Source organism: Roseobacter denitrificans OCh 114, assembly GCF_000014045.1.
In the GTDB taxonomy this organism is placed as follows: Bacteria; Pseudomonadota; Alphaproteobacteria; order Rhodobacterales; family Rhodobacteraceae; genus Roseobacter; species Roseobacter denitrificans.
Genome location: NC_008209.1, coordinates 1,632,453 through 1,655,884 on the forward strand (window position 1 = coordinate 1,632,453; position 23,432 = coordinate 1,655,884).

Here is a 23,432-nt window from a genome sequence, read left to right on the forward strand (position 1 = left end):
GGTATTTCGCCAGACGCTTCAATACGCGCCTTTTGCCCGGAACAGGCTTAAAGGGGTTTGGAGCAGGATCTTGAGATCCAGCCAGATTGACCAGTTTTCAATGTAAAACAGATCGTGTTCAAAGCGGGCTTCCAGCTTTTTGGCGTCATCAATCTCGCCACGCCAACCGTTGATTTGAGCCCAGCCGGTAATGCCGGGTGGCAGCCGGTGGCGGGCCGAATACCCATCCACGATCTGGGTGAAGCGCTCATGTTGACTGGACATTGCTTCGACGGCGTGGGGGCGCGGCCCGACGAGTGACAAGTCGCCGCGCAACACATTGAAAAGCTGGGGAAGTTCGTCAATCGAAGAGCGCCGCAGGAAGCGCCCGACCCGCGTTACACGGGGATCGTCCTTGGTCACCACATTCTTGCCCAACGGATCGCTCATTTCCGTGTACATCGAGCGAAATTTCAGCACTTCGATAATGCGGTTGTTATAGCCGTGGCGGTGCTGTCGAAACAGGACGGGGCCAGGAGATTCCAGACGAATGGCGAGGGCCGCCAAGGCCATCACAGGCCAAAAAACCGCAAGGGCACAGAGCGCAAAGAACACATCAAAGAGACGTTTGGCCAAACGACACTCGGGCGCATAGCTGCGCTTGACCCTCGCCAGCAATGGCGCCCGCCGGTTTTGATCAAAGGCAAAATCCTTGCTGTAGGTCGACAGCCCAACTTCGACCGGAAGGACACGGAATTCATCCAACAGCCACTTGATGCGTTTTTCTGCGGCAAAGGGTAGGGCAATGATCACCAGTTCAATGTCTGCAGCGCGCACAAAGGCGATCAGGTCCTTGTACCCCCCGATCTTGGGAACGCCCAGAACCTGTTTGGGCGAGCGTATATCATCACGGTCATCAAATATGCCGTGCAGGCGAATATCGTTGCCCGGTCGCGCATTCAGCCCACGGATAAGGCGTGCCGCTTCCTCGCCGCCACCGGCGATGACGGCGCGACGTGCGATCAAACCGGTTTCGATGACCCATCTGATGATCATATTGCCGCCAAGCCGGGTCGGGATGATCGCAACTGTCAAACTCAAAGCGGCGCTTGCGAATGCCGTGCTCAGGTTTGTGACGGGCGAAAAGGCAATGCCTGCAGCAATTGGCCCAGCAGCGCACAGCAGGCTATAGGTGAGGAAGGACACCCGATTGGCCATGACCGCACTGCGATATCCGCCAATGGCAACCATGGATGCAACAACCACGCCACTGCCCAGAATGGCCCAGCCCGCCGCACCGACGGGCGCGAATTGTTCCGTTGGCGTGGCCCCGTAGAGCGCAAACCAGAAGGCCAGGGCGAAAACGAACACGTCGATACAAACGGCGATACAGGCAAGCCAAAGTGGTTCGAGCGCGCCGCGTTTCAGCACAAGGGCAACATTTCGGGCGGCTTCATTCAACTCGATTGAGTGCCTGTCCATTTTACTCATCGGTGCGGTTATCCTACGCTGAACCGGGTCCTATCCGGCACTTCCAGCGTGCAGCCTAGCACCCTATCCGTTAAGACTCCGTTTGAGTTGGTCGAAACGGGCAAGAGATCCGTGACCTTGTGTCGTTGGAACCCGTTCTCGGCACATTGTTGACCGGTGTTATCACGCTGATGATGTTCGCTTGAGCCGCCAGTTTTCTGGCGTGATGTCATAGGTCGCTTTGAAAACCCGAATGAAATGGGACACATCCGAGAAACCCGTATCCTGCGCAATCTGCGTCACGGACCGTTGCGTCTGTCGCAAGAGGCGTTCGGCCTGCGCCAGACGTATCCGTTTGCCTGCCTCGAAAGGCGTCATGTTCAGCGCGGCGTCAAAGCGGCGTTCCAGTGTTCTTGGACTTACCTTCAGGCGTGCAGCGAGGGTGGAAAGTGTCGGCGGCGCGTCCAGCGCTTGTTGCAGCAGCAGCAAGGCACGCCGCACGATGGGGTCGCTGGTTGTCATATCCAGCGGCAACCCCGGTTGCGGGCGGTCGGCTTCCATCGCCTCGTCGATCATCATGATGGACAGGCTTTTGCGCGCGGCGGCCTTGCTGATGTGGCGGTCCACGAGAAAGGCCGCGAGATGCGCGGAACTTGTGCCGCCAGAACATGTCAGCCGGTCCCGGTCGACCACGAAAATCTGATCGGATACCGGCTCCAACCCATCAAACTGCTCAAGAAAGTCATTATGGTGAAACCAGCTGACGCAGCAGCGATAACCATCCAGAAGCCCGGCAGCGTGCAACACGAAAGACCCGGTGCACACGCCGATCAAAGGTACACGCGCCATCGCCGCCCGGCGCAGAAAGGCGGTGTATTCGGGTTCGACCTGCTCCAACTCGCCCATCAGGCCGCCAATGACCACGATATAATCAAAGCGTCTGGGGTCGCCAAGGCGCTCTTCGGGCTGCACCGTGACGCCACTTGAAGAAGTGACGGGGGTCATGTCCGCAGAGAGCACCCGCCAATTGCACAGAATGGCACGCGAGCGGTCGCCTTCGTCGGAGGCCAGGCGCAGCACATCGACAAAATTTGCAAAGGCACAGATCGTAAATTGCCGCGTCAGGATGAATCCGATGCGCAAGCGCGTGCGATCTGAAGAAATGGCAGAATCAGGGTGCTTCATGACGATATAATAACGCGCATCTGGCGTTATTATACAGCGGCGACTCGGGATAATGTGTTAACGAGCGCGAGCTTCACATTTTGACTGTTCGGGAAGGCCGCATCATGACCCATTTTTCCGGGATATCGCTCCTCAAGAATGCTCTGTCCGGCCATAAGAACTGGCCCGAGCAATGGCCCGACTCGGCTCCCAAGGACGAATACGATGTGATCATCGTCGGTGCGGGTGGTCACGGGTTGGGCGCGGCCTATTACCTTGCGAAAGAACACGGCATCACGAATGTCGCCGTGATCGAAAAAGGTTGGCTCGGTGGTGGCAATACCGGGCGGAACACGACGATTATCCGATCCAACTATCTCTATGACGAAAGCGCGCGGCTTTTTGATCATGCCCTTGATCTGTGGGACAACCTGAGCACTGAATTGAACTACAACGTGATGTATTCAAAGCGCGGTGTGATGATGCTCGCGCATAATGTGCATGACGTCCAAAGCTTCCAGCGGCATATTCACGCCAACCGCCTGAACGGTGTGGACAACCGCTGGCTCACCCCGAAAGAGGCGCAGGAATTTTGCCCGCCGCTCAATATCTCGCCGGATGCGCGCTATCCGGTCATGGGCGCTGCCTTGCAGCAACGCGCAGGAACCGCACGGCACGACGCGGTGGCCTGGGGGTATGCACGTCAGGCAGCAAAACGCGGCGTGGATATCATCCAGAACTGCCCGGTGCTGTCGATCCGGCGTGGTGCAGATGGCGCGGTCGAGGGCGTGGAAACCGGCAAAGGGTTCATCAAGGCCAAGAAGGTCGCCGTCTCCGCCGCCGGACACACCAGCGTGGTGATGGACACAGCCGGCGTGCGCATGCCCTTGGAAAGCTATCCGCTGCAAGCGCTTGTCTCGGAACCGATCAAGCCCGTGTTCCCGTGCGTAGTGATGTCCAACACCGTGCACGCCTACATCAGCCAGTCCGACAAGGGCGAGTTGGTAATCGGGTCGGGCACCGATCAATACACCAGCTATTCGCAGCGCGGTGGCTTGCCCCTGATCGAACACACCGTCGCGGCGATCTGCGAGATTTTCCCGATCTTCAACCGCATGCGGATGCTGCGTAAATGGGGCGGTATCGTCGATGTGACCCCGGACCGCTCGGCCATTCTGGGCAAGACGCCGGTCAAGGGGCTCTATGTCAACTGCGGCTGGGGCACGGGGGGCTTCAAGGCCACGCCGGGGGCGGCGCACACGCTGGCATGGACCGTTGCAAAGGACGAACCGCACCCGATCAACGCGCCCTTCACGCTGGAGCGTTTCACGACGGGTCGGCTCATCGACGAAGCCGCCGCCGCCGCCGTCGCGCATTAAGGAGAAATCTGATGCTATTGATACATTGCCCCTATTGCGATGAGACGCTGCCCGAATTGGAATTCGCGTATGCGGGTGAGGCGCACATCGACCGCCCCGCCGATCCATCAAAGCTGACGGATGAGGAATGGCGCGATTTCCTGTTTATCCGTACCAACGTGAAAGGCGTGCACGCCGAGCGCTGGCGTCACATCAACGGTTGCGGACGCTTTTTCAATGCCCTGCGGGACACGGTCAGTGACCGTTTTGTCACAACCTACAAGGCCGGGCAGCCCCGCCCTGACACGACAGCCGAGGAGGCCGGGAAATGAACGAATTTCGTGTAGAAGGCCGGGGCCGTGTCAACGCGGAAAAGCCGGTAAAATTCATATTCGACGGCGAAATCTACAAAGGTCTTGAGGGTGACACGGTCGCATCGGCGTTGCTGGCGAATGGCGTTCACCTGATGGGGCGCAGTTTCAAATACCACCGCCCGCGCGGCGTGGTGACTGCTGGTTCCGAAGAGCCGAACGCGTTGATCGGAACAATGCGGGGCAAGGGTCGGTTTGAGCCGAACACCCGCGCCACAATTCAGGAAATCTATGAAGGTCTTGAAACCGAAAGCCAGAACAAATGGCCGACCTTGCAGTTTGACCTTGGTGCGATCAACGACCGGCTTTACATGCTGTTTTCCGCCGGGTTTTACTACAAGACCTTTATGTGGCCCCGCAGTTTCTGGGACAGCGTCTATGAGCCACTGATCCGCAAGGCTGCGGGTCTTGGCAAGGCCCCGACCGAGGTCGACCCCGACCATTACGCCAGTCGCTATCTGCATTGCGATGTCCTGATCGTGGGCGCGGGCCCTTCGGGGATTGCTGCGGCGCTGACAGCGGGGCGCGCCGGTTCCAATGTTGTTCTGGTCGACGAAAACAGCGAAATGGGCGGTACTTTGCTCTCTGAACCTACGGTTTCGATTGAGGGGCAGAGCGCGTGGGACTGGCTCGCCGCCGCGATGAAAGAACTCGATCAGATGCCCAACGTGCGCCTGATGACGCGCACCACGGCGATGGGATACTATCACCAGAACATGATCGGCATGGTGCAGAAACTGACCGATCACATGGCCGATATTCCTGATGGCGCACCGCGTGAACGCATGTGGCGGGTGCGTGCGCATGAGGTCGTATTGTCGCAGGGCGCGATCGAGCGGCCTATGGTTTTTGACGGTAACGACTGCCCCGGCGTGATGATGGCGGGTGCGGCGCAGACCTTTTTGAACCGCTTTGGCGTTCTGGTCGGCAGGCGGCCCGTGGTGCTGACCAGCCATGACAGCGCTTGGTACAGTGCCTTTGACATGGCGGATGCAGGCGCGGAAGTCGTGGCGATTGTCGACACCCGGCCTGATGTTGCGCCCTCGCTTGTGCAGCAGGCGATGAAGCGCGGGATCGAAACGCTGGTGGGACATACAGCGACCGGCACAAAGGGCCGTTTGCGCGTCAAGGGGCTGCGGGTTAACCCGATCAAGGAGGGCCGTGTGAGTTATGCGCGGATGCTGTCCTGTGACGCGGTGCTGGTCTGTGGTGGGTGGACACCGTCGCTGCATCTGTTCTCGCACACCAAAGGGTCCCTCGATTGGGATGCGGACGCCAAAGCCTATCTGCCCGGCAACAAGACCGAAGACGTCCACATTGCGGGTGCGGGGCGCGGCCTCTGGGGTGTCGCCGCCGCGCTTGAGGATGGCGCAAAGGCGGGCGTTGACGCGGTGCAGGCGCTGGGGCAGACGGCGGATACGGTGACGTATAAGGTGACCGATGACCGTACCGGCACCGGCATCACGCAAAAAGAACTGCCCAGTGATCGCAGTGCGGGCAAGGCCAAGGCCTTTGTCGATTTCCAGAACGATGTGACCGCCAAGGACATCCGTCTGGCGGTGCGCGAGGGCATGAAATCCATCGAACACGTCAAACGCTACACGACAAACGGGATGGCAACGGATCAGGGCAAACTGTCGAATATGAACGGTCTGATGATTGCGTCCGACGCCTTGGGCAAGGAGGCCCCGCAAGTTGGTCTGACGACCTTCCGCCCGCCCTACACCCCGACAACATTCGGCGCCTTTGCGGGTTATCACAAAGGCAAGCATTTCGAAGTGACACGCAAGACACCCATCGACGGCTGGGCCGAAGAAAACGGTGCAGTGTTTGAGCCGGTCGCGCTGTGGCGGCGCGCGTGGTATTTCCCGCAAGCCGGTGAAGACATGCACAAGGCTGTTGCGCGCGAATGCAAGGCGACCCGGGAAAGTGTCGGCATGTTCGACGCCTCCACCTTGGGTAAAATCGAGGTGTCCGGCCCGGATGCGGTCGAATTCATGAATCGGATGTACACCAATCCCTGGACCAAACTGGGCGTGGGGCGGTGCCGCTATGGCCTGCTGCTGGGGGAGGACGGCTTTATCCGCGATGACGGTGTCATCGGGCGGATACGGGACGATCTGTTCCATGTGACAACCACGACGGGCGGTGCCGCCAGCGTGTTGAACATGATGGAGGATTACCTCCAGACGGAATGGCCCGACCTGAAGGTCTGGCTGACCTCCACCACGGAGGAATGGGCCACCATCGCGCTGAACGGTCCGAACGCGCGCAAATTGTTGCAGCCCTTCGTTGAAGGCGCGGATATCTCCGCCGATGCGATGCCGCATATGGCGCTTGTCGAATGCACGGTTGCCGGTTTTCCCGCGCGCCTGTTCCGGGTGAGCTTTACCGGAGAGCTGGGCTTTGAGATCAACGTGCCTGCGCGCCATGGTCTTGCCCTTTGGGAAAAACTGCATGAGGCGGGGCAGAAATTCGATATCTGCACCTATGGCACTGAAACCATGCACGTTTTGCGCGCTGAAAAGGGCTTTATCATCGTCGGTCAGGATACGGATGGCACCGTCACGCCGCAGGATGCGGGCATCGGTTGGGCCATCGGCAAGATGAAGCCTGATTTCGTTGGCAAGCGTTCACTGGATCGCCCTGACATCGTGGCGCCGAGGCGTAAACAACTTGTCGGCTTGCTGACAGAGGATCCCAAAACCGTGCTGGTGGAAGGCGCGCAGATCGTGGCGAACCCAAAGCAGCCCAAGCCGATGAAAATGATCGGTCATGTGACCTCGTCCTACTGGTCTGAAACACTGGGCCGTTCGATCGCCATGGCCGTTGTCGAAGGCGGGTTTGATCGCATGGATGAAACGCTGCATGTCCCGACCGAAGACGGGGGGAGCATTCCTGCCAAAGTCACCGGAACCGTATTTTATGACCCGGCGGGCGACCGCCTGAAGGTTGAATGAGGAGGACGACCAGATGAATGCTCCCGTAAACTCTTTTGACGCCGTATCGGTGAGTGTCCTGCCGCCGGTGGCACGTTTCAACCTGCGTATTGCGCCGGCCGATTTGTCCGTCGCCAGCAAGGCCTTTGGACTGGACCTACCCGGCAAGATCGGGCAGGGCGCGAAAAAGGGCGATCGCGCGGCCTATTGCATCGGGCCGGATGAGTGGCTGTTGCACGCAGGCGAGGCGGATCAGGAAGCCATCGTTGCAGTTTTTGATGCGGTCCGCGCAAAGACACCGCATAGTTTGACGGTGATCTCAGATCGTGAACTCACAATCGGGATCAAAGGATCGGCAGCGATTGACCTCTTGGCTGTTGGTTGCCCGCTCGATCTGGCACGTATGGCGGTGGGAACTGCTAAGCGCACGGTTTTTGACTATGCGCAGATCGTACTGATCCGGGACGCGGAGGATGCCTTCCGCGTCGAAGTCTGGCGGTCCTATTTCCCCCATGTCCATGGCCTGCTGGAGATCGGAGTTACAGAGCTCTCGGTTGGTTTGTAACCGTTGTTTTGAGCTGGGTATTTTTTGGCTTGAACGGGTGGGACGTTCGGTATTGCCCAGCCTTACGCAGAGAAACGCGCATCGTTGCCAAATATCGGTGAGAAACATTTTTTGCTTACTCCCCTGTTTTTCTGGGGCGCACCCGGACGTTGGGTCAGAGTGTTGAGCGCGCAGCGGGGCTGGGGGGAAACCCGAGGCCCCTGCTGGCGATCAGCGCGCAGGTCGCGGCGATGAAACACGACAAGGCAGTTGCGTAGAAAGCAAAGGCAAAGCCCGCAGTTGCAAGCAGCGCGACCATCGCAATTCCGCCGAGCCGTGCGAAGGTTATGTCCAGACTGGTCGAGGCCGCGCTGAGCCCCTTTGGAGCAAATCGCAGGATCAGCTGCGTTGATGGTGCATTGCTACAGGCCAAGCCGGCACCGACGAAGACGCACGACAGCACGATGAAAAACAGATTTTCATTGCCATATGAAAGAAGAAAGCCAACGACGATAAGGATTGGCGAGGCAAACATGATCGTGCGGATGTGTGGGCTGTCCACCATGTTTCGCAGCAAGGTGCTCAACCCGGAAAATGTCAGCCATAAAACCGTCAGGGCAAGGCCGACACTGGCCGTCCTGACGTCATTGTCCGACAGCCAGACCGGCAGCCGAAACAGGTAATAGGTGATCGCGCCATAGGTGCAAAACACATAGGCAAAGGTGATCCAGAGATAGCGGGCGCGCAAAATCTGAGTGTAGTCCTTGGGAGCAGGCGGTGTTGCTGCGTGCTCATCGGGGTCGCGCAACCTGTTCAGCAGTATCAATGCAACAAGCGCCACAAGCGCAATGAAGACAAAGGCGATGTTCCAGCCGAATTTGCTGAAGAAGCTGCCGTAAAAAAACGGGGCAAGGGCGGACACATAGCCTGCAATACTGCCCCAGACGATCAACATTCTCCCCGGTTTCAAAGGTGAGGCACGCGTCAGAAGCAGGGGAAGGAGAGGTGAAAAGACACCCGCGCCGAGACCTTGAACGGCACGCCCGAAAAGGAGCATCTCGAAACTGTTTGAAGCGGCCACCAAAAGCGAGCCGACTGCAAAGAGGGCGACGCCGTATCCGAAGACTTTCCTCGGGTTGAAGGTGTCGCCGCACCATCCGCTCAGCAAAACACCAACTGCAACTGCAATGCCGTAAGAATTGAAGATCCAGGCCAGATCACCAACCGACAAACCAAGGTGCGACTGCATCGCTGGCAGCAGCAGAGGCACCAATGTCAGTTCCAGCACGAAGGCGACATGCGCCGCCACCGGGCCGATAATCATGCCACGCGGCGATACGGCGGCGGCGCTTGCCTTGTCAATCTGCGGTATGTGCGATGTCATTTATACCAACTCGCCGCTCAGGCATTTGCATTTGTGGGCGCATTGCGCTTCCTGTCACTTTCCGCGGCGGTCAGCATACCTGTCGTGCGCTGCAGGTTTTGCGGGGTACGTCCGACAAAATTGGCCATGTCATTCGCACCCATCCAGATCAGATAGTCCTCTTCGGTTATCTGCTGGTCCGGGCCCAGCCATCGTCCGGGATCGCAGTGATTGTAACCATACCGCAGATGTGCACCTTTTGCGGCGAGTGGTTTGGGCACCAGCGCAAAGACGAAAGACGGGTTCCAGGCGGCGATCATGACCTCAAGCAGGACGCGGGACAAAAGTGACGTCGTGCCCTGACTTCGTGGCCCGCCAAGGCCCCGCGCGCGCAGCCAGAAGTCGCCTTGATAACAGACCTTGCCGGTAATGATGTGCAGCGCATCCGGACCGGAATAGAAGGTCAGATCCGGGTCGGGTGTTGAATCCGGGGTGATGTATTTGTGTCGGTGTTTGTTCAGATGTGTTGCAAGGGAAATGCCCGTCAGGTCGAGCAGACGGACGGCCTGCGTGTGAACCAATTCGCCATCGGTGTTGAAACCACACACCCAGAAGCCATTGGTGTGATCGACGTAGGATCGGGTCACATCAAACATCGGATAGAGAGGGCTGCGGTCGTGCTGCTGGTTGCGATAGGCGCGGTATTTGGCAAAGTCGTCACCGATCTCGACGCGAATTCCGGCCTGCTCAAGTTCTGTGAGCGTGTCGCTCAACTGTCTCGTCAGTTCAAATAGTCTACTCGGTGACATCAACATTCAGTCGGCCCTCTGATTTCTGCCTGTGGCGGACCCTCCCATCAATTGGTTAATCTTGTGTGAGTTGGTGTCGTGTTTCGCGCTAGTTTGGGTTTTCCAGAGTGCATTTTTGCGCCGCTGCGGGCTGGGCCATTTCAAAGGCAGATCATTATAACTTTCCCTAAAAAAGGCTTGGCGCATTCTTTGGGCTTAACAATTCCTAATCGTCTGGATGCCACAAGGAGGACAGCGTTTAGGGCTCTACACATGATACCTGCTCAGATATTCAATCAAATCAATGACAAGTGCACCGAAGGGCTCGCACTTGCTTTGGCGTCGAGCGAGGACGGCGCCGTGATGGAAATCCAGTGGAGTAATAAAGCCTTTACAAGGATTACCGGATACACCGCCGCCGAGGCTTTGGGTGAACGCGGCACCATATTGATCGGTCCGGATATGGGGCAGGGCGTTCACCTCTATATCATCGAAAAGCTGATGAAGTGGGAGAACTTTTCAACCAAATCGCGCAACAACCGAAAGAATGGCGAGGTTTACTGGCAGCGCATGAGTTGGGTACACCTCTCCGAGGCCGAGACGGGCAATCACTGGTGGCTATGCTCGATCATAGAACTTGAGGAAGAGCACGCGGCACCCGCCTCGCAGGTGTTGCAAGACCCGGCGGTGGCAGATCAGGCAGCCTTTGCAAAGGCGCTTGAACAGGTTGAACGTCTGGAAAAGGAAAACACACGTTTGCACCAACTTGCAAAATCGGTTGCCAAAGATGCGAATGAGGATGCGTTGACCGGCCTGTCAAACCGCCGCCATTTCGAGGTTGAGCTCAAGACATGGATTGAGAACCTGAAAAAGCACGGCACGGAATTCGCTGTCATCTACATCGACCTTGACCGTTTCAAGTTCGTGAATGACACGCTGGGTCATGATGCCGGTGACCGGCTGCTGGTTTCCGTGGCCGATATGCTGCGCGATCTGACTGGTGACTGTGACCTCGTTGCGCGTCTTGGCGGGGACGAGTTTGTGATACTGAGGCCACTCGCGCAGAGCGCTCTGAATATCAGCAGTCTGGCCGATGACATCGTCGGGACGATGCAGGCGCCTTTTGCATGCGACGGTAAGTCGACGGCCTGCAGCGCGAGTGTTGGTGTGGCGATTGCGAATAAACACATGGAACACCCCGAACAGGTGGTCGCGGATGCTGATGAAGCGCTTTATCATGCGAAATCGCAGGGCAAGGGCCGTTGGTCATTTTTCACCGAGGAAATGCACGCCAAATCCATCGCCACCAAAAAGCTCGCATCAGACTTGTTGCTCGCCTGCGAAAGAAGTGAGTTCATCCCATATTTCCAGCCATTGATTGATGCGCAGAGCGGTAAAATTGTCTCCGCTGAAATGCTGGTGCGATGGGCACATCCAACGCAGGGCATTCTTGCACCCGCCGCCTTTCTTGATACCGCCGCAAATATGGGAATCCTCAAGCGGATTGATGAAATTGTCTTTGCCAGCGTGCATGGTGCATTGTCCCGCTTTGACGATGCAGGTGTGGATCTGCCGCGCGTTGCTGTGAATGTCTCTGCCGCGCGCTTGGCGGATCCCACATTCATCCATGACATCAAAAGCTCTGGTATCAACCCTCAGAGACTGACGATTGAAATCCTTGAGTCGGTTTATCTGGACCGGATGGGGGATGTGGTGCGGTGGACCATTGATGAGTTGGACGAGTTGGGCGTGACGATTGCCCTTGACGATTTTGGCACCGGACATGCCTCTGTGTCTGGCCTGTTGAAAATCCGACCGGCGATTTTGAAGGTTGACCGTCATTTTATTCAGCCGATTGTCGAGCAGGCAAACACAAGGCCGCTGGTCGCATCAATTGTGGGCATTGGAAAAAGCCTTGGAATGCGGGTGGTGGCTGAAGGCGTCGAAACCGAAGAACATGCGCGCCTCGTCACGGAGATGGGCTGCGATTATCTGCAGGGTTTCTATTTTGGCAAACCGATGAGCGAGAGCGATCTGCGCAACAGGCTCATTGAATCGGGCGGGCAATTCTGGTCCCCGCAACCGGTTGACGAAAACCGCAAGGTGCTGCGTAATATCGCCAGCGCAGGTTAACCGTTGTTCGTTGCACACCAGTGTTGGCTTTGAAACCATGACGCCCAAGCGGGATGATCTCGGGCTCCGTCGGCGGGGAATCTTGGACAAAAGTGGCAAGACTGAGGCGTTCACCTAAAATTCAGGTGATTTTACGACGCCTTTCACGCCTGCCTAACTTACTGCTTTTAAAGCCTTTACTGTGGTTTTGCGAAACCAGACAGGGAGTTTCACCCTGCTAGCTGATCTCATTTCGTGCGAGGTATTGCGCAAATGCGGCGGATCGAAGGCAAAGCGGCTGATGTGGTCACATTCTCGACAGACCAATCCTTCATGACGGTGGCTCATCCTTGATCTGCCAAAGGAGTCGTGATGAGCCTCGCTGAGCTGTTTGACCCATCGGTTCTTGTAACCAGTCCCCCGCCGGGAACGGTGAATGTGCAGACCGGAACGGCCATCGAAGGTCCGGGTGGACGATGGGTTCCCTGTGCCTCTGCCGTGCCGGATGGAACCTATGTGCCTTGCGTTTACGAAGTGGGACCGGGCCGCAGGCAGGTCTGCAATACCAGCCAACCAACCCCTTTTGTTGACGAAGCGCTTTCCCGCGCCATCACGCTGGCAACGACCGCCGCCGCCTGAACCACATAACGCTGCCTGAAATCAAGGATTTCAGCGCTTTACGTGTCAAGGGCAGCGGCGCTTTCCCGCACCGGGCGCGGGCGGGCCAAACCCCGATCCCGCACCCTGAGATATCTGTGTCATCCGGTCCGAGCCGGATCACATTTCTGCGGCTGTCAGGTATAAATCCAGCACAATCGTTGCGAAAAGCGCGGCTGGTTTGAATGCGGCGCGACATGGCAACGCCGCCGCTCATCAGGTATCGCGTGTTTGCGGCGTTTTGATCCCCAGCACGGAACCGGCGATCTGCGTGCGCAGCACTTGCGCCGTGCCACCGCCAATGGTGAACATCCGAACGTCGCGGTACATGCGTTCGAGCGGTTCGCGGTCTCCATATCCGCGCGCGCCGAACATTTGCAGGGAATCGCTGACGGTCTTTATCGCCATTTCCGATGCAAACAGCTTGGCGCGTGCGGCCATGGTCATGTCAGGGAACTGGCTGCCACCGGGTCCGCGCGATTGCGCGGCCGCGTGCAACAAAAGGCGCGCGGCACAAAGCTGGGTGTCCATGTCGGCGATCATCCATTGCAACCCCTGAAACTCTGCCAAGGGACGGCCGAATTGCCTGCGTTCGAGCAGGTATTTTTTCGCATGTTCCAATGCACCTGCCGCCACGCCCATCGCAATCATACCCGCGCCCACCCGTTGAGAATTGTAGGCATTCATCAAGTCGGCAAAACCGCGTTTGAAACCTGATGGCGGGATCAGCGCCATGTCTGCACCCACCATGAGGTTTTCAAACCTGAGTTCAGCCTCGGGCATCCCGCACAGCCCCATGGTTTTCTCGCGGCCAAGGACATAAAAACCGGGCGGTTCAATGCCCGCGCCCGGGTCCACATGAACGATAAATCCACCGATCCCGAGGTCTGATCCATCACCGTCCAGAACCCGCGCGAATATCAGGTAGAGCTTTGAAACCCCGCCCCCTGTGATCCAGTGTTTCGTGCCATTGATCACATAGGTATCGCCCTGCTTTCGGGCGGTTGTGCGCATTTCGGTCGCAGCACTACCCGCATCGGGCTCGGTGATGCAGATCGCCGGTTTGTCTCCGGCCAGAACCAGCGGCGCACAGAGTTGCTTCTGCGTATCCGTGCCATAGGCCATGACGGCGCTGATGCCGCCCATATTGGCCTCGACCACGACCCGCGCTGTGAGCGTGCAGGCCTTGGCCACCTCTTCGACAACCTTGACAACATCCAGATAGCTGGCCCCAAGGCCGCCAAGCTCCTTGGGAATGGTCATGCCCATGATCCGCGCATCAACCAGATCCGTGATATTGTCCCAGCAGTAGGCGCGTTCTCTGTCCCATTTCGCCGCACGGGCCGCGAACACAGGCGCAAGCGCGCGCGCCCTGGCAACTGTATCACGTGTCATAAGTGCCTCTTGATTTGATTTGAACCAGCATGAACGCCGCCGACTTCTGCGCAGTCACATACAGATAACCCGATACCCAAGGATATCGACCCGGCGCAGTTGCATGCACCATTCACGCCAAGACATAACAGGGCGTCATTATCCCCCGCTGATCTGGACCTTGCCAAGGATTTTAGCGCCGCTTTCCGTCGTCAGCGTTTGCGCGCTGACATCCGCTTCGACTTGCGCGGTTGAGGCAAATGTCAGGTCATCGCATTTCAGGTTGCCTTTGTGTTTGCCCTGAACGGCGATCTTCCTCGCGGCAAGCGCCCCGTCTACGGAACCTGTGCCATGGATCAGAACCGCTTCTGCCGTGACGTCCCCGACGACCTTGCCTTTTATGTCCACGTTCCCGCCTTTCGACGAAACATTGCCTTTGATTGTAAGGTCTTCTTCTATTGTTGAAACCGCCACATCTTGCTCCTCAATTTGTGTTGAGCGTGATCGTAGAGTGGCGTGGGTGATTTGAACACCCGTTTAGGCGGTCCGGGGCGCGGGGAAGGGGTAAACGGGCCCGGATTGCTAAAACAGGGCGTCGGGCAGCCACGTGGCGAGGGATGGCATGCTCCAGACAAGGAAAATGCCGACTGCCTGCAGGGCAATGAAAGGCACCACCCCGCGATAGATCTGGCTTGTTGCAATCTCGTCCGGGGCTGCCGCGCGCAGATAAAACAGGGAAAACCCGAAGGGCGGCGTCAGAAAGCTGGTTTGCAGGTTGATGGCCAGAAGGATGCCTAGCCATATCGGGTCATGGCCCATCACGATCAGGGACGGGACCACCAAAGGCAGTACGATGACGGAGATTTCGACAAAATCGAGGAAAAAGCCCAGAACGAATACAAAGAGCATCACGAACAGCAATGTACCGCTGGGGCCGCCGGGCAGGCTGGCGAGGACGTGTTCGACGCGTTCCTCTCCGCCCAGGCCAATGAAGACCAGCGAAAAGAAACCCGCCGCAAGGATGGTTGCAAAGATCATCGCTGTCATGGTGAGGGTCGAATTCAACGCATCATGGATGATCCTTTTGCGAAATGCGGCCCGCAGCGCCAATCCAACCGCGCCAAGCCCCGTCAGCGCAAGCAGCCCGTAGACGCCCCCGGCCATCCATTCCAGCATGCCATTGTCGTTGCGCTGCAGGCGAATTGGAAAGGACCCCGCGAGAATGGCCAGCACAATCAAGGCCGCAACGCCCAGAAGGATCAGCCGCGTGTGACTGCCGGTTTTACGCCCGGCCATCAAAAGCGCTCCGATCGCGCCGACGGAGGCCGCTTCTGTCGGGGTGGCAATGCCGCCAAGGATGGCGCCCAGCACCGCAAAGATCAGCAGGACAGGCGGCAGGATCGCCGCCAGAACCTCACGGCTGTCCGGGCGGCCCAGACCGAGTTCCGCCGGGGGCATATCGGTCGGTCTGAGCGCGCCGCGTATGAGGATATAGAGCAGGTAGAGCGTCACCAAAAGCAGGCCCGGTATGAGGGCTGCGGCAAAAAACTGCCCCACCGAAAGCGCCTCGACCGAGAACTTGCCCTGTTCGTATTGGGCTTGCTGGAAGGCGTTTGACATCACATCAGCGAGGATGATGAGCAGGGTTGAGGGGGGGATGATCTGCCCCAGAGTGCCCGCCGTGCAGACAATGCCCGAGGCGACCGCCGGGTTGTAACCTGCACGCAGCATCGTGGGCAGCGCGATCAAGCCCATCGCGATGACCGTCGCGCCCACAATGCCCGTCGAGGCCGCCAGCAGCGCCCCGACCAGAACCACGGAAATACCCAAGCCACCCCGCAACTGACCAAAGCAGCGCGCCATGGTGTCGAGCAGCTCTTCGGCGATCTTGCTTTTTTCAAGTATCGCGCCCATCAGTACGAAAACCGGGATGGCGATCAGCACCTGATTGCTGATCAGGCCAAAGGCGCGTTGCCCCAAAGCCCCCAGAAGGGAGACATTCATGATCCCCATCATCCAACCGAGATAGGCAAAGATCACCGCCACGCCCGCGATGCTGAAAGAGACGGGAAAGCCTGAAAGGATCGCGACCATGAGGGCTGCAAACATGATCAGGTCCAGGTATTCGGTCACGATTTTGCACCTTGCACAAGCAGACGGATCAAAAGGGACAGCGATTGCAGGATGATGAGACAGCAAAACGCCGGGATCAGCGATTTGAGCAGAAAGACGGCCTCGATCCCGCCGACGGACATCGGACCCTCAAGGATTTTCCAGGAATTGCGCACCGAAGGCCACGACCAATAGAGCAGCACCGTCATGGAGGGCAGCAGCAAAAACACATGTCCAAAGATATCGACCCTGCGGCGGCTACGTTCGGTGAGCTTGGCGTAGAAGACATCGACACGGACGTGTTTGTCGACCAGCAGCGTATACCCCGCTCCCAGCATGAAAAGGGTCGCATGCATGTAGAGCACGCTTTCCTGCGCTGCGATGGAATTGTAGCCAAACACATAGCGGCCAATGACAATGCAAAACTGTACCAGCACCATCGCCAGAGCCAGCCAGCGCACCGCATAAGCGACCTTTTGGTTCAGCCGATCAACCGCGTCTGCAAATGCCAGCACGCTACTTCCCCCTCGTTACCGCAGGATGGGCGCGCAGCACAGGGCCGCGCGCCAGCGGTGTTTCAGTAGCCGAAAACTCCGGCGCGGGCATTCATCTGCCCGTTGTCCGCATAGGTCATGTAACCGCCAACCAGATCGCGATAGGCGATAAAGCTCTCGGTAATACGGCGCACCAGTTCATCGTCATCCGCGCGGTATTCTTCCATGATTTCACCGGCGGCGCTGCCCATGGCAGCGATCACGTCATCGGGCAGTTTGCGGACGGTGACGCCATGCTCTGACACCAGCGTTTTGAGCGACTGGGCGTGTTTGGTCGTGTATTCGGTCCACACCGGGTTATAGAGCCCGGTACAAGCCTGCGTGACGACCTCTTTGAGGTCATCGGACAAGGCTGCGAAAGCGTCGGCGTTGACACCGCATTCCTCTGCGGAGGAGGGTTCTCCAACGCCCGGCCAGTAGTAGTTCTTGGCGACCTGATAATAGCCCAATGCAGAATCCGTCCACGGCCCGATAAACTCGCCCGCATCCAGCGCGCCGGTCTGCAGCGCCTGGAACATCGCCGGGCCGCTCATGGCTTCGGCGGCCATGCCCAGTTTCGCCGCCATTTGCGACGCAATCCCGGTGGTTCGGAATTTCAAGCCCTTGAGGTCTTCGACGGAGTTGATCTCATTCTTGAACCAGCCCGCCCATTGTGGGCCGGAGTTGCCGCACAGGAATGGTTTGATTCCGAAACGGCCATACATCTCATCATAAAGCGCCTGCCCCCCGCCATGCTGCATCCAGCCGAATTGTTCATCTGCGCGCAGGCCAAAGGGTTGCGAGCCAAACAACAGGATGCCCTTTGATTTCGACCCCCAATAGGCGGGCACGGCGTGATAGAGTTCCGCGGTGCCCTCGGAGACAGCATCAAACACGCCGCGACCTGGCACCAATTCACCCGCCGCGAAGAGTTTTACTTCAATCCGGCCACCTGACAGCGTGGTAATCCGATCCGCAAGCATTTGCGCAGCCACACCAGGGCCGGGCAGGTTCTTGGGCCATGCGGTGACCATCTTCCACTGCATCACATCCTGCGCGATGGCGGGCGCGGCGAGGGTTGATGCTGCAACTCCAACGGTTCCTGCCCTCAAAAAATCTCGTCTGTCCATTTCTCTCTCCTTGTTGGGTTGAATGCGTTTTCTTAACCGGCTGTTTGTGACGCGCTGTTCCGGTGCGGGACGCGCAACCATTGCGCCAACACACCATCAATCAGGCGCGCAGTTTCAGCGGCCGCAGTGTGTGACGGGATGCAGGTGTTTGGCATTTATGGTCCTTGTTTTATCCCCGACTTGAAGTTAATATGTAGCTACATAAAAATGTCAACGTCGTTTCAGCACGGGAGGCCGCGCATGCCACTCATTTGCGCGAAACATCCGCAGAGTCTTGCAAGCAGCCTGTTTGACCGGGCAGCCCCGCTCCGGCGGTGGCGGCGGGAGGCAGCCGTTTGACTGGTCAAACCCGCCTTTCCTGGACTGATGTGCGTGATGAGATACAGGCGCGTATTCTCGACCGGACATATGCACCGGGGGACAAGCTGCCGCGCGACAACGATCTCGCTTTGGGGTTGGGATGCGCGCGCACGACCGTGCACCGCGCGATGCAGGACCTCGCGCGGATAGGATTGGTCGAACGTAAGCGAAAAGGCGGAACCCATGTCAGGGCCGACCCGGTGACGCGCGCCACCTTTGATATCCCGATCACCCGGCGTGAGGTCGAGCAGCGCGGCAGTACCTATGACTACCGGCTGATCAGCAGCGCGGTGGAGCCCATGCCGGAGTCAGTCCTACTGCGTTTTGGCAGCAGCGAGCCGGGCGAAGCCTTGCATGTCAAAGCCGTGCATCTGTCTGACAGCAAACCATATATCTTTGAAGATCGCTGGATAGACATCACAACAACGCCCGATATCCTGCAGGTCGACCTTGCCGGTAGCAGCGCCAACGAATGGCTTGTGCGCAACAAGCCCTACAGCAAGCTCGATGTCCGCTTCTTTGCCGTGAATGCCAAAGGTGAAAACGCTGAACACCTGTCTGTCGCGGCAGGAGAGGCCTTGCTGGTGATTGAACGCACCACATGGATCGGTTCGGCTCCGATCACGACGGTTCGATCCGTGACGGCCCCGGGGTATCAACTGTCGGCGCAAAACTGATCACGCTGCGATGCATCTTTTTGACTGGCCGAGCAGCGGATCGTCTCTTAACTTCTTGTCTGTCAGCGCCTGCCACTTGACGCCGACCTGCGCAAGAGCGCTTAAATGACTGGCGTGGTCGTTAAAGCCGCAGATTTTAGGCGTGCGATTGTTTCGGACAGTGGAAAACCGCGCGTTTGTGTATACTACTTTAAGACACATTGGGTTTAATGTATTTGATGAGCGCCGTGAGAACGGGCATTTAAACGGGTGGGGTTGGTATCGTGGCCAAGAAAGTAACAGGCATTGAAGAGTTGCGAAGCGCGCGCCGTGCGGGTTCATGGCTGCTGTGGGCGGTGTTTCTGTTCAGTATTTTTGTAAACCTGCTGATGCTGACCGGGCCATTGTTCATGCTTCAGGTCTATGACCGTGTCCTCGGGTCGCGGTCCGAAGAAACGCTGGTGGCCTTGTTTGTGTTGGTCGGGGCGCTGTACGGCCTGATGATGCTTCTGGAATATGCGCGCGGTCGTGTGCTGGCCCGGTTTGGTGCACGGTTTCAGTCGATCCTTGAAAACCGCGTGTTCGAGGCGGTGCTGCGGCGCGCGGTATTGCCCAGCGAACGATCGATCCCGGCAAGCGGGCTCAGGGATCTGGAAACCGTCCGCACGTTTTTCGCCTCCCCCGTGATCCTCGCGCTGTTCGACGTGCCATGGACCCCTTTGTTCCTTGGCGCGATTTTCATTTTTCACCCGATGTTGGGCTGGCTGGCATTGGGCGGCAGTGTGCTGTTGATCATCATCACGCTGCTCAACAATTGGCTGACAAATACAAAGACCCTTGAGGCGCAGAACGTCTCCAACCGCGCGCATGGGTTTGCCGAACAGGCGCGCAGGGCCGCCGAAGTTGTCCGCGCGCAAGGCATGAGCACAGCGGTCACGGCCCGCTGGCAGGGCCTGAGCGAGGAGGCGACGGATACATCCGTCAAATCCAACGACTGGACGGGTGTGTTCACATCCATGTCCAAATCCTTCACCCTGTTTTTGCAATCCGCGATGCTGGCGCTGGGGGCCTATCTGGTGTTGCAGGCGGAGATGACGGCGGGTGCGATGATCGCGGGCTCGATCATGATGGGCCGTGCCCTTGCCCCGGTGCAACAGGCATTGGGCCAGTGGAGCACCGTGCAACGTGCCCGTGGCGCCTGGTCATCGCTGGGGGAGCTGCTGGAAAAGACCCCTGTGCTCCCTGAAACGCATACATTGCCGACACCGCACGCCAATGTGTCTTTTGCAGGCGTTTCTGTCGTTGCCCAGGGCGCAAAGTTTCCAACGCTCAGCGGTATCTCTTTTTACCTCGGGGAGGGAGAGGCACTTGGCGTTATCGGGAAAAGCGGTTCGGGCAAATCGACCCTTGCCAAGACGTTGCTGGGCCTGACGCGAGTGGCGGCGGGCGAGGTGCGTTTTGGCGGCGCGACTTTGGATCAGTACGATCCGGACGCCTTGGGGTCCTACATCGGTTATCTGCCGCAGAATGTCGTGCTGTTTTCGGGCACCATTGCCGAGAATATCGCGCGCATGGCGATCAACCCCGATGATGAAAAAGTCGTGGAGGCGGCCAAGCGCGCCAATGCCCATGACATGATCTTGTCGCTGCCCGATGGGTACAAAACCATCGTGCAGGGCGATGATGGGCAACTGTCGGGCGGCCAGCGGCAGCGCATCGCCTTGGCGCGCGCCTTTTACGGTGACCCTGTTCTGCTGATCCTGGATGAGCCGAATTCGGCGCTGGACAACGATGGATCGGTTGCGCTGAACCTCGCGGTGCGCGAATTCAAGGCGGCCAACCGTGCCGTTGTGATCATGACTCACAGACCAAGTGCGTTGTCGGAATGTGACCGCTTGCTGGTCATTGACGGCGGGCGGATCAAGGCGGATGGCCCGCGCGATGAAGTGTTGAAATCCATGGTCAGCAACGTCGAGAACATCAAAAAATCACTGGCACAGGCGACATCATCATGAACGGACAATCGAAACAACCGCGCGCATGGAAAGCAACCGGCCCGCTGATGGTCGGGATGACTGCGCTTTTGATACTGGTCGGGGTGATCGGCGTCTGGGCCGTTCAGGCGCGGATCGCCGGTGCCGTTATTGCCTCTGGCAATATCGAGGTGGAATCGAACCGGCAGGTGCTGCAACACCCGCAAGGGGGGGTCGTCGGTGCCTTGCCCGTTCAGGATGGTGATTTCGTCAACGCCGGGGATACGGTCTTGCGCTTTGATGACACGCAGCTGCGCTCCGAACTTGCGATCATAGAGGGGCAACTCTTCGAAATCCTTGCCCGCAAGGCCCGGCTCAAGGCAGAGCGGGACGGGCTGGATGCCTTGCCGCTGAGCGAAGAACTCGCCGAACTGGCGGAAAAAGACCCTTCGGTGCAGGCGCTTATTGACGGGCAGGCGCAGCTTTTCGAGGCGCGCGCAACCTCGCTGCAACAAAGTTCGGAGCAGATCCTTGAGCAGATCGCACAAGCCGAAAACCAGATCGAAGGGGCAACCGCGCAGCTGGCCGCGTTGGAAACCCAGCGCGGCCTGATCGAAGCTGAGCTCACCGACAGTCAGACGCTCTTTGACAAAGGGCTGGCACCTGCCTCGCGTGTTTCTTCGTTGCAGCGCGAACAGGCGCGGCTCTTGGGTGAAATCGGCAGTATCACCGCCAGCGTCGCGCAACTGCGTGGTGAGATCGCGTCACTCAGCATCGAGCGGATTGCGTTGACGACGCGCCTGCGCGAAGAAGCCATATCGACCCTGCGCGACCTTCAATTTCAGGAAGTCGAACTGGTTCAGCGCCGCCTGAGCACGATGGAGACCTTGTCGCGCATGGAGTTGCGCGCCCCGGTCAGCGGCGTCATCTACGGATCGCGCATCTTTGCCTTGCAATCGGTTGTCTCGCCCGCGGAGCCGATCATGTACATCATCCCACAGGACCAGCCGATGGTTGTCGCCGCACGGGTCGATCCAATTCACATTGATCAGGTCCATGTCGGGCAGGAAGCGACCCTGCGCTTTGCAGCTTTCGACCAGCGCCTGACGCCTGAAATCATCGGGCATGTGGTGCGCATGTCCGCAGATGTGTTCACAGATGAAGTCACCGGCATGTCTTATTACGAGGTTAAACTGGTGCCGAAGGAGGGCGAATCCGAGAAGCTCGGCGGACAGGTGCTCTTGCCGGGCATGCCTGTTGAGGCCTTCATCAAAACGGCGGAACGCTCGCCGTTGAATTATCTGGCCAAACCTTTGACCGACTACTTCACCCGCGCCTTCCGCGAGGGGTAGAGACAAACGGGCGGCTACATGTTGAGGCGCGGCAAGACGCGTCGCCTGCGATCACGAAGCTGTGATTGGGTGTTATGGCCGGTTTTGCGGCGCTTTGTTCGGATTCGGCGGATTGCGTGCTAGTTTTTCAAGGGAACAACAACCGTAACAGGAGAACCGGAAGTGACCCGCAGAGTATTGACCCGCCGTTCACTTGTCACGGCCAGCGCGGCGGCGGCCGCGACAAGCTTGATCCTGCCCGCGCAGGCCAGCGGATTGGCCCCGACGCCCACCATGCGCGGGGGCGCGAACAACTACCTGCCCGGTGCCCCAATCGTCGAACGGATCGGCGGATACAACCGAAGGGCACGAACGCGACCCGCACAGCCACGGCGCGACTTTGACCGATGCCAATGGCGCGTTTCGCCTTGAGATGCCGCAGATCGTTCCGGCCTTTGGTCAACCGCATGCACATCTGGCCTATGACAGCGATGAATTCGAAACTGTCTTCCTCAGGCCGGTCATGCGCAGCGCAAAAGACACCACGTTGAGCGCGGATTTTGTTCTGCAACCGGTCTGATCCCCTGTTGACATGGTTGGGATGTTGATCCGCGCGGTCGCGATATGGGTCGCGCTCGCCTTGGCTGTGATCGTGCCTGTAGCTGCATCTGCCGCAAGCCCGTTGCTGGCGTGGCGTGATCCCATTTACATCATCGCCGGGTTATCAGGTGTCATCGCCCTGACCCTTTTGCTGGTACAGCCGCTGCTGGCGGGTGGCGTTTTGCCCGGCGTGTCGATGATGCGGGGCCGACGTGTTCACCGCTGGATCGGGGTGTCATTGCTTGCAGCCGTGCTTGTCCATGTTGCAGCGCTCTGGATCACAAGTCCGCCGGATGTTGTCGATGCGCTTCTTTTTGTCTCGCCCACGCCGTTTTCTCTTTGGGGTGTGATTGCGATGTGGGTGATCTTTGCGACCGCATTGCTTGCAGCACTGCGCCATCGCATGCGGCTGCGACCCCGGTACTGGCGGATCATTCACACGGTTTTTGCCCTGATCATCGTCGCAGGTAGCGTGGTGCATGCACTTTTGATCGAGGGAACGATGGAGATCGTTTCAAAGGTTGCGCTGTGCGCATTGGTGATCATCGCAACGGGCTATGTGGTGCTGCGGCTGCGTGCATGGCAGGGCTTGCGGCGTCGGTAACGGATGCGATCGGC

The 23,432-nt window shown here is 58.4% G+C and carries 19 protein-coding genes and 1 pseudogene; 11 read left to right on the forward strand and 9 right to left on the reverse strand.

The genetic code is table 11. The features are described from left to right. Positions 1-18 precede the first annotated feature (18 nt). Together RD1_RS07850 and RD1_RS07855 are read right to left on the reverse strand one after the other, a co-directional pair. Positions 19-1,461, reverse strand: coding sequence for an exopolysaccharide biosynthesis polyprenyl glycosylphosphotransferase (locus RD1_RS07850; RefSeq protein ID WP_105880335.1), 1,443 nt, complete (start codon positions 1,459-1,461; stop codon positions 19-21). Positions 1,462-1,632: 171 nt separating this feature from the next. Further along, the gene (locus RD1_RS07855; protein ID WP_342751904.1) at positions 1,633-2,592 is read right to left on the reverse strand and encodes a GlxA family transcriptional regulator; all 960 of its coding nucleotides are present in this window, start codon (positions 2,590-2,592) and stop codon (positions 1,633-1,635) included. 146 nt (positions 2,593-2,738) lie between these two features. Here RD1_RS07855 and RD1_RS07860 point away from each other — a divergent pair, with 146 nt between their 5' ends. From RD1_RS07860 to RD1_RS07875, 4 genes are read left to right on the forward strand one after another with little or no spacing between them, the layout of a single operon-like run. Then, on the forward strand, positions 2,739-3,992 hold the full coding sequence (locus RD1_RS07860; RefSeq protein ID WP_011567944.1) for a sarcosine oxidase subunit beta family protein: 1,254 nt from the start codon (positions 2,739-2,741) through the stop codon (positions 3,990-3,992). A gap of 11 nt (positions 3,993-4,003) precedes the next feature. Continuing rightward, on the forward strand, positions 4,004-4,303 hold the full coding sequence (locus RD1_RS07865) for a sarcosine oxidase subunit delta (RefSeq protein ID WP_011567945.1): 300 nt from the start codon (positions 4,004-4,006) through the stop codon (positions 4,301-4,303). Beyond that, positions 4,300-7,302, forward strand: coding sequence for a sarcosine oxidase subunit alpha (locus RD1_RS07870; protein ID WP_011567946.1), 3,003 nt, complete (start codon positions 4,300-4,302; stop codon positions 7,300-7,302). Before RD1_RS07865 ends, RD1_RS07870 begins: the two co-directional genes overlap by 4 nt. A gap of 13 nt (positions 7,303-7,315) precedes the next feature. Then, positions 7,316-7,846, forward strand: a complete 531-nt coding sequence (locus tag RD1_RS07875) for a sarcosine oxidase subunit gamma (protein WP_011567947.1) — start codon at positions 7,316-7,318, stop codon at positions 7,844-7,846. 154 nt (positions 7,847-8,000) lie between these two features. On the opposite strand, the gene RD1_RS07880 is transcribed toward RD1_RS07875, so the two are convergent. Beyond that, positions 8,001-9,209: an MFS transporter gene (locus RD1_RS07880; RefSeq protein ID WP_050759064.1), complete on the reverse strand. Its 1,209-nt coding sequence runs from the start codon at positions 9,207-9,209 to the stop codon at positions 8,001-8,003. A 17-nt stretch (positions 9,210-9,226) separates the two neighbouring features. Then, positions 9,227-9,961, reverse strand: coding sequence for a hypothetical protein (locus RD1_RS07885; RefSeq protein WP_245897231.1), 735 nt, complete (start codon positions 9,959-9,961; stop codon positions 9,227-9,229). A 288-nt stretch (positions 9,962-10,249) separates the two neighbouring features. On the opposite strand from RD1_RS07885, the gene RD1_RS07890 reads away from it, so the two are divergent. Together RD1_RS07890 and RD1_RS07895 are read left to right on the forward strand one after the other, a co-directional pair. Further along, the gene (locus RD1_RS07890) at positions 10,250-12,109 is read left to right on the forward strand and encodes a sensor domain-containing protein (RefSeq protein WP_011567950.1); all 1,860 of its coding nucleotides are present in this window, start codon (positions 10,250-10,252) and stop codon (positions 12,107-12,109) included. Between the two features lie 351 nt (positions 12,110-12,460). Beyond that, positions 12,461-12,727 carry a hypothetical protein gene (locus tag RD1_RS07895; RefSeq protein WP_011567952.1) on the forward strand — a complete coding sequence of 89 codons (267 nt, stop codon included), beginning with the start codon at positions 12,461-12,463 and terminating at the stop codon, positions 12,725-12,727. A gap of 234 nt (positions 12,728-12,961) precedes the next feature. Here the strand turns inward: RD1_RS07895 and acdA are convergent, their stop codons facing one another. From acdA to RD1_RS07920, 5 genes are all read right to left on the reverse strand, one after another. Continuing rightward, on the reverse strand, positions 12,962-14,140 hold the full coding sequence (gene acdA / locus RD1_RS07900; RefSeq protein ID WP_044033010.1) for a 3-sulfinopropanoyl-CoA desulfinase: 1,179 nt from the start codon (positions 14,138-14,140) through the stop codon (positions 12,962-12,964). 138 nt (positions 14,141-14,278) lie between these two features. Further along, on the reverse strand, positions 14,279-14,593 hold the full coding sequence (locus tag RD1_RS07905) for a bactofilin family protein (protein ID WP_011567955.1): 315 nt from the start codon (positions 14,591-14,593) through the stop codon (positions 14,279-14,281). A 108-nt stretch (positions 14,594-14,701) separates the two neighbouring features. Continuing rightward, the gene (locus tag RD1_RS07910; protein ID WP_011567956.1) at positions 14,702-16,252 is read right to left on the reverse strand and encodes a TRAP transporter large permease; all 1,551 of its coding nucleotides are present in this window, start codon (positions 16,250-16,252) and stop codon (positions 14,702-14,704) included. Continuing rightward, positions 16,249-16,746, reverse strand: a complete 498-nt coding sequence (locus RD1_RS07915; protein WP_011567957.1) for a TRAP transporter small permease subunit — start codon at positions 16,744-16,746, stop codon at positions 16,249-16,251. The genes RD1_RS07910 and RD1_RS07915 overlap by 4 nt, the downstream gene beginning before the upstream one ends. 62 nt (positions 16,747-16,808) lie before the next feature. Continuing rightward, positions 16,809-17,894 carry a TRAP transporter substrate-binding protein gene (locus RD1_RS07920; RefSeq protein WP_011567958.1) on the reverse strand — a complete coding sequence of 362 codons (1,086 nt, stop codon included), beginning with the start codon at positions 17,892-17,894 and terminating at the stop codon, positions 16,809-16,811. A gap of 335 nt (positions 17,895-18,229) precedes the next feature. Here RD1_RS07920 and RD1_RS07925 point away from each other — a divergent pair, with 335 nt between their 5' ends. The 5 genes and pseudogenes from RD1_RS07925 to RD1_RS07945 all read left to right on the forward strand — a co-directional run bounded on the left by RD1_RS07925 (position 18,230) and on the right by RD1_RS07945 (position 23,418). Continuing rightward, positions 18,230-18,931, forward strand: a complete 702-nt coding sequence (locus RD1_RS07925; protein WP_011567960.1) for a GntR family transcriptional regulator — start codon at positions 18,230-18,232, stop codon at positions 18,929-18,931. Positions 18,932-19,194: 263 nt separating this feature from the next. After that, the gene (locus RD1_RS07930; RefSeq protein WP_011567961.1) at positions 19,195-20,925 is read left to right on the forward strand and encodes a type I secretion system permease/ATPase; all 1,731 of its coding nucleotides are present in this window, start codon (positions 19,195-19,197) and stop codon (positions 20,923-20,925) included. Then, complete coding sequence (locus RD1_RS07935; protein WP_011567962.1) at positions 20,922-22,235, forward strand: HlyD family type I secretion periplasmic adaptor subunit; 1,314 nt, start codon at positions 20,922-20,924, stop codon at positions 22,233-22,235. The genes RD1_RS07930 and RD1_RS07935 overlap by 4 nt, the downstream gene beginning before the upstream one ends. Before the next feature lie 162 nt (positions 22,236-22,397). Beyond that, positions 22,398-22,794 (forward strand): annotated as a pseudogene (locus tag RD1_RS07940) (twin-arginine translocation pathway signal). Between the two features lie 12 nt (positions 22,795-22,806). Further along, complete coding sequence (locus tag RD1_RS07945; RefSeq protein WP_011567965.1) at positions 22,807-23,418, forward strand: ferric reductase-like transmembrane domain-containing protein; 612 nt, start codon at positions 22,807-22,809, stop codon at positions 23,416-23,418. Positions 23,419-23,432: the final 14 nt, after the last annotated feature.

Coding starts and splice junctions, on each gene's coding strand:
- RD1_RS07935 (WP_011567962.1), top strand. CDS start 20,922: ATGAACGGACAATCGAAACAACCGCGCGCATGGAAAGCAACCGGCCCG.
- RD1_RS07870 (WP_011567946.1), top strand. CDS start 4,300: ATGAACGAATTTCGTGTAGAAGGCCGGGGCCGTGTCAACGCGGAAAAG.
- RD1_RS07850 (WP_105880335.1), bottom strand. CDS start 1,461: ATGGACAGGCACTCAATCGAGTTGAATGAAGCCGCCCGAAATGTTGCC.
- RD1_RS07875 (WP_011567947.1), top strand. CDS start 7,316: ATGAATGCTCCCGTAAACTCTTTTGACGCCGTATCGGTGAGTGTCCTG.
- RD1_RS07920 (WP_011567958.1), bottom strand. CDS start 17,894: ATGGACAGACGAGATTTTTTGAGGGCAGGAACCGTTGGAGTTGCAGCA.
- acdA (WP_044033010.1), bottom strand. CDS start 14,140: ATGACACGTGATACAGTTGCCAGGGCGCGCGCGCTTGCGCCTGTGTTC.
- RD1_RS07880 (WP_050759064.1), bottom strand. CDS start 9,209: ATGACATCGCACATACCGCAGATTGACAAGGCAAGCGCCGCCGCCGTA.
- RD1_RS07860 (WP_011567944.1), top strand. CDS start 2,739: ATGACCCATTTTTCCGGGATATCGCTCCTCAAGAATGCTCTGTCCGGC.
- RD1_RS07865 (WP_011567945.1), top strand. CDS start 4,004: ATGCTATTGATACATTGCCCCTATTGCGATGAGACGCTGCCCGAATTG.
- RD1_RS07895 (WP_011567952.1), top strand. CDS start 12,461: ATGAGCCTCGCTGAGCTGTTTGACCCATCGGTTCTTGTAACCAGTCCC.
- RD1_RS07945 (WP_011567965.1), top strand. CDS start 22,807: ATGGTTGGGATGTTGATCCGCGCGGTCGCGATATGGGTCGCGCTCGCC.
- RD1_RS07890 (WP_011567950.1), top strand. CDS start 10,250: ATGATACCTGCTCAGATATTCAATCAAATCAATGACAAGTGCACCGAA.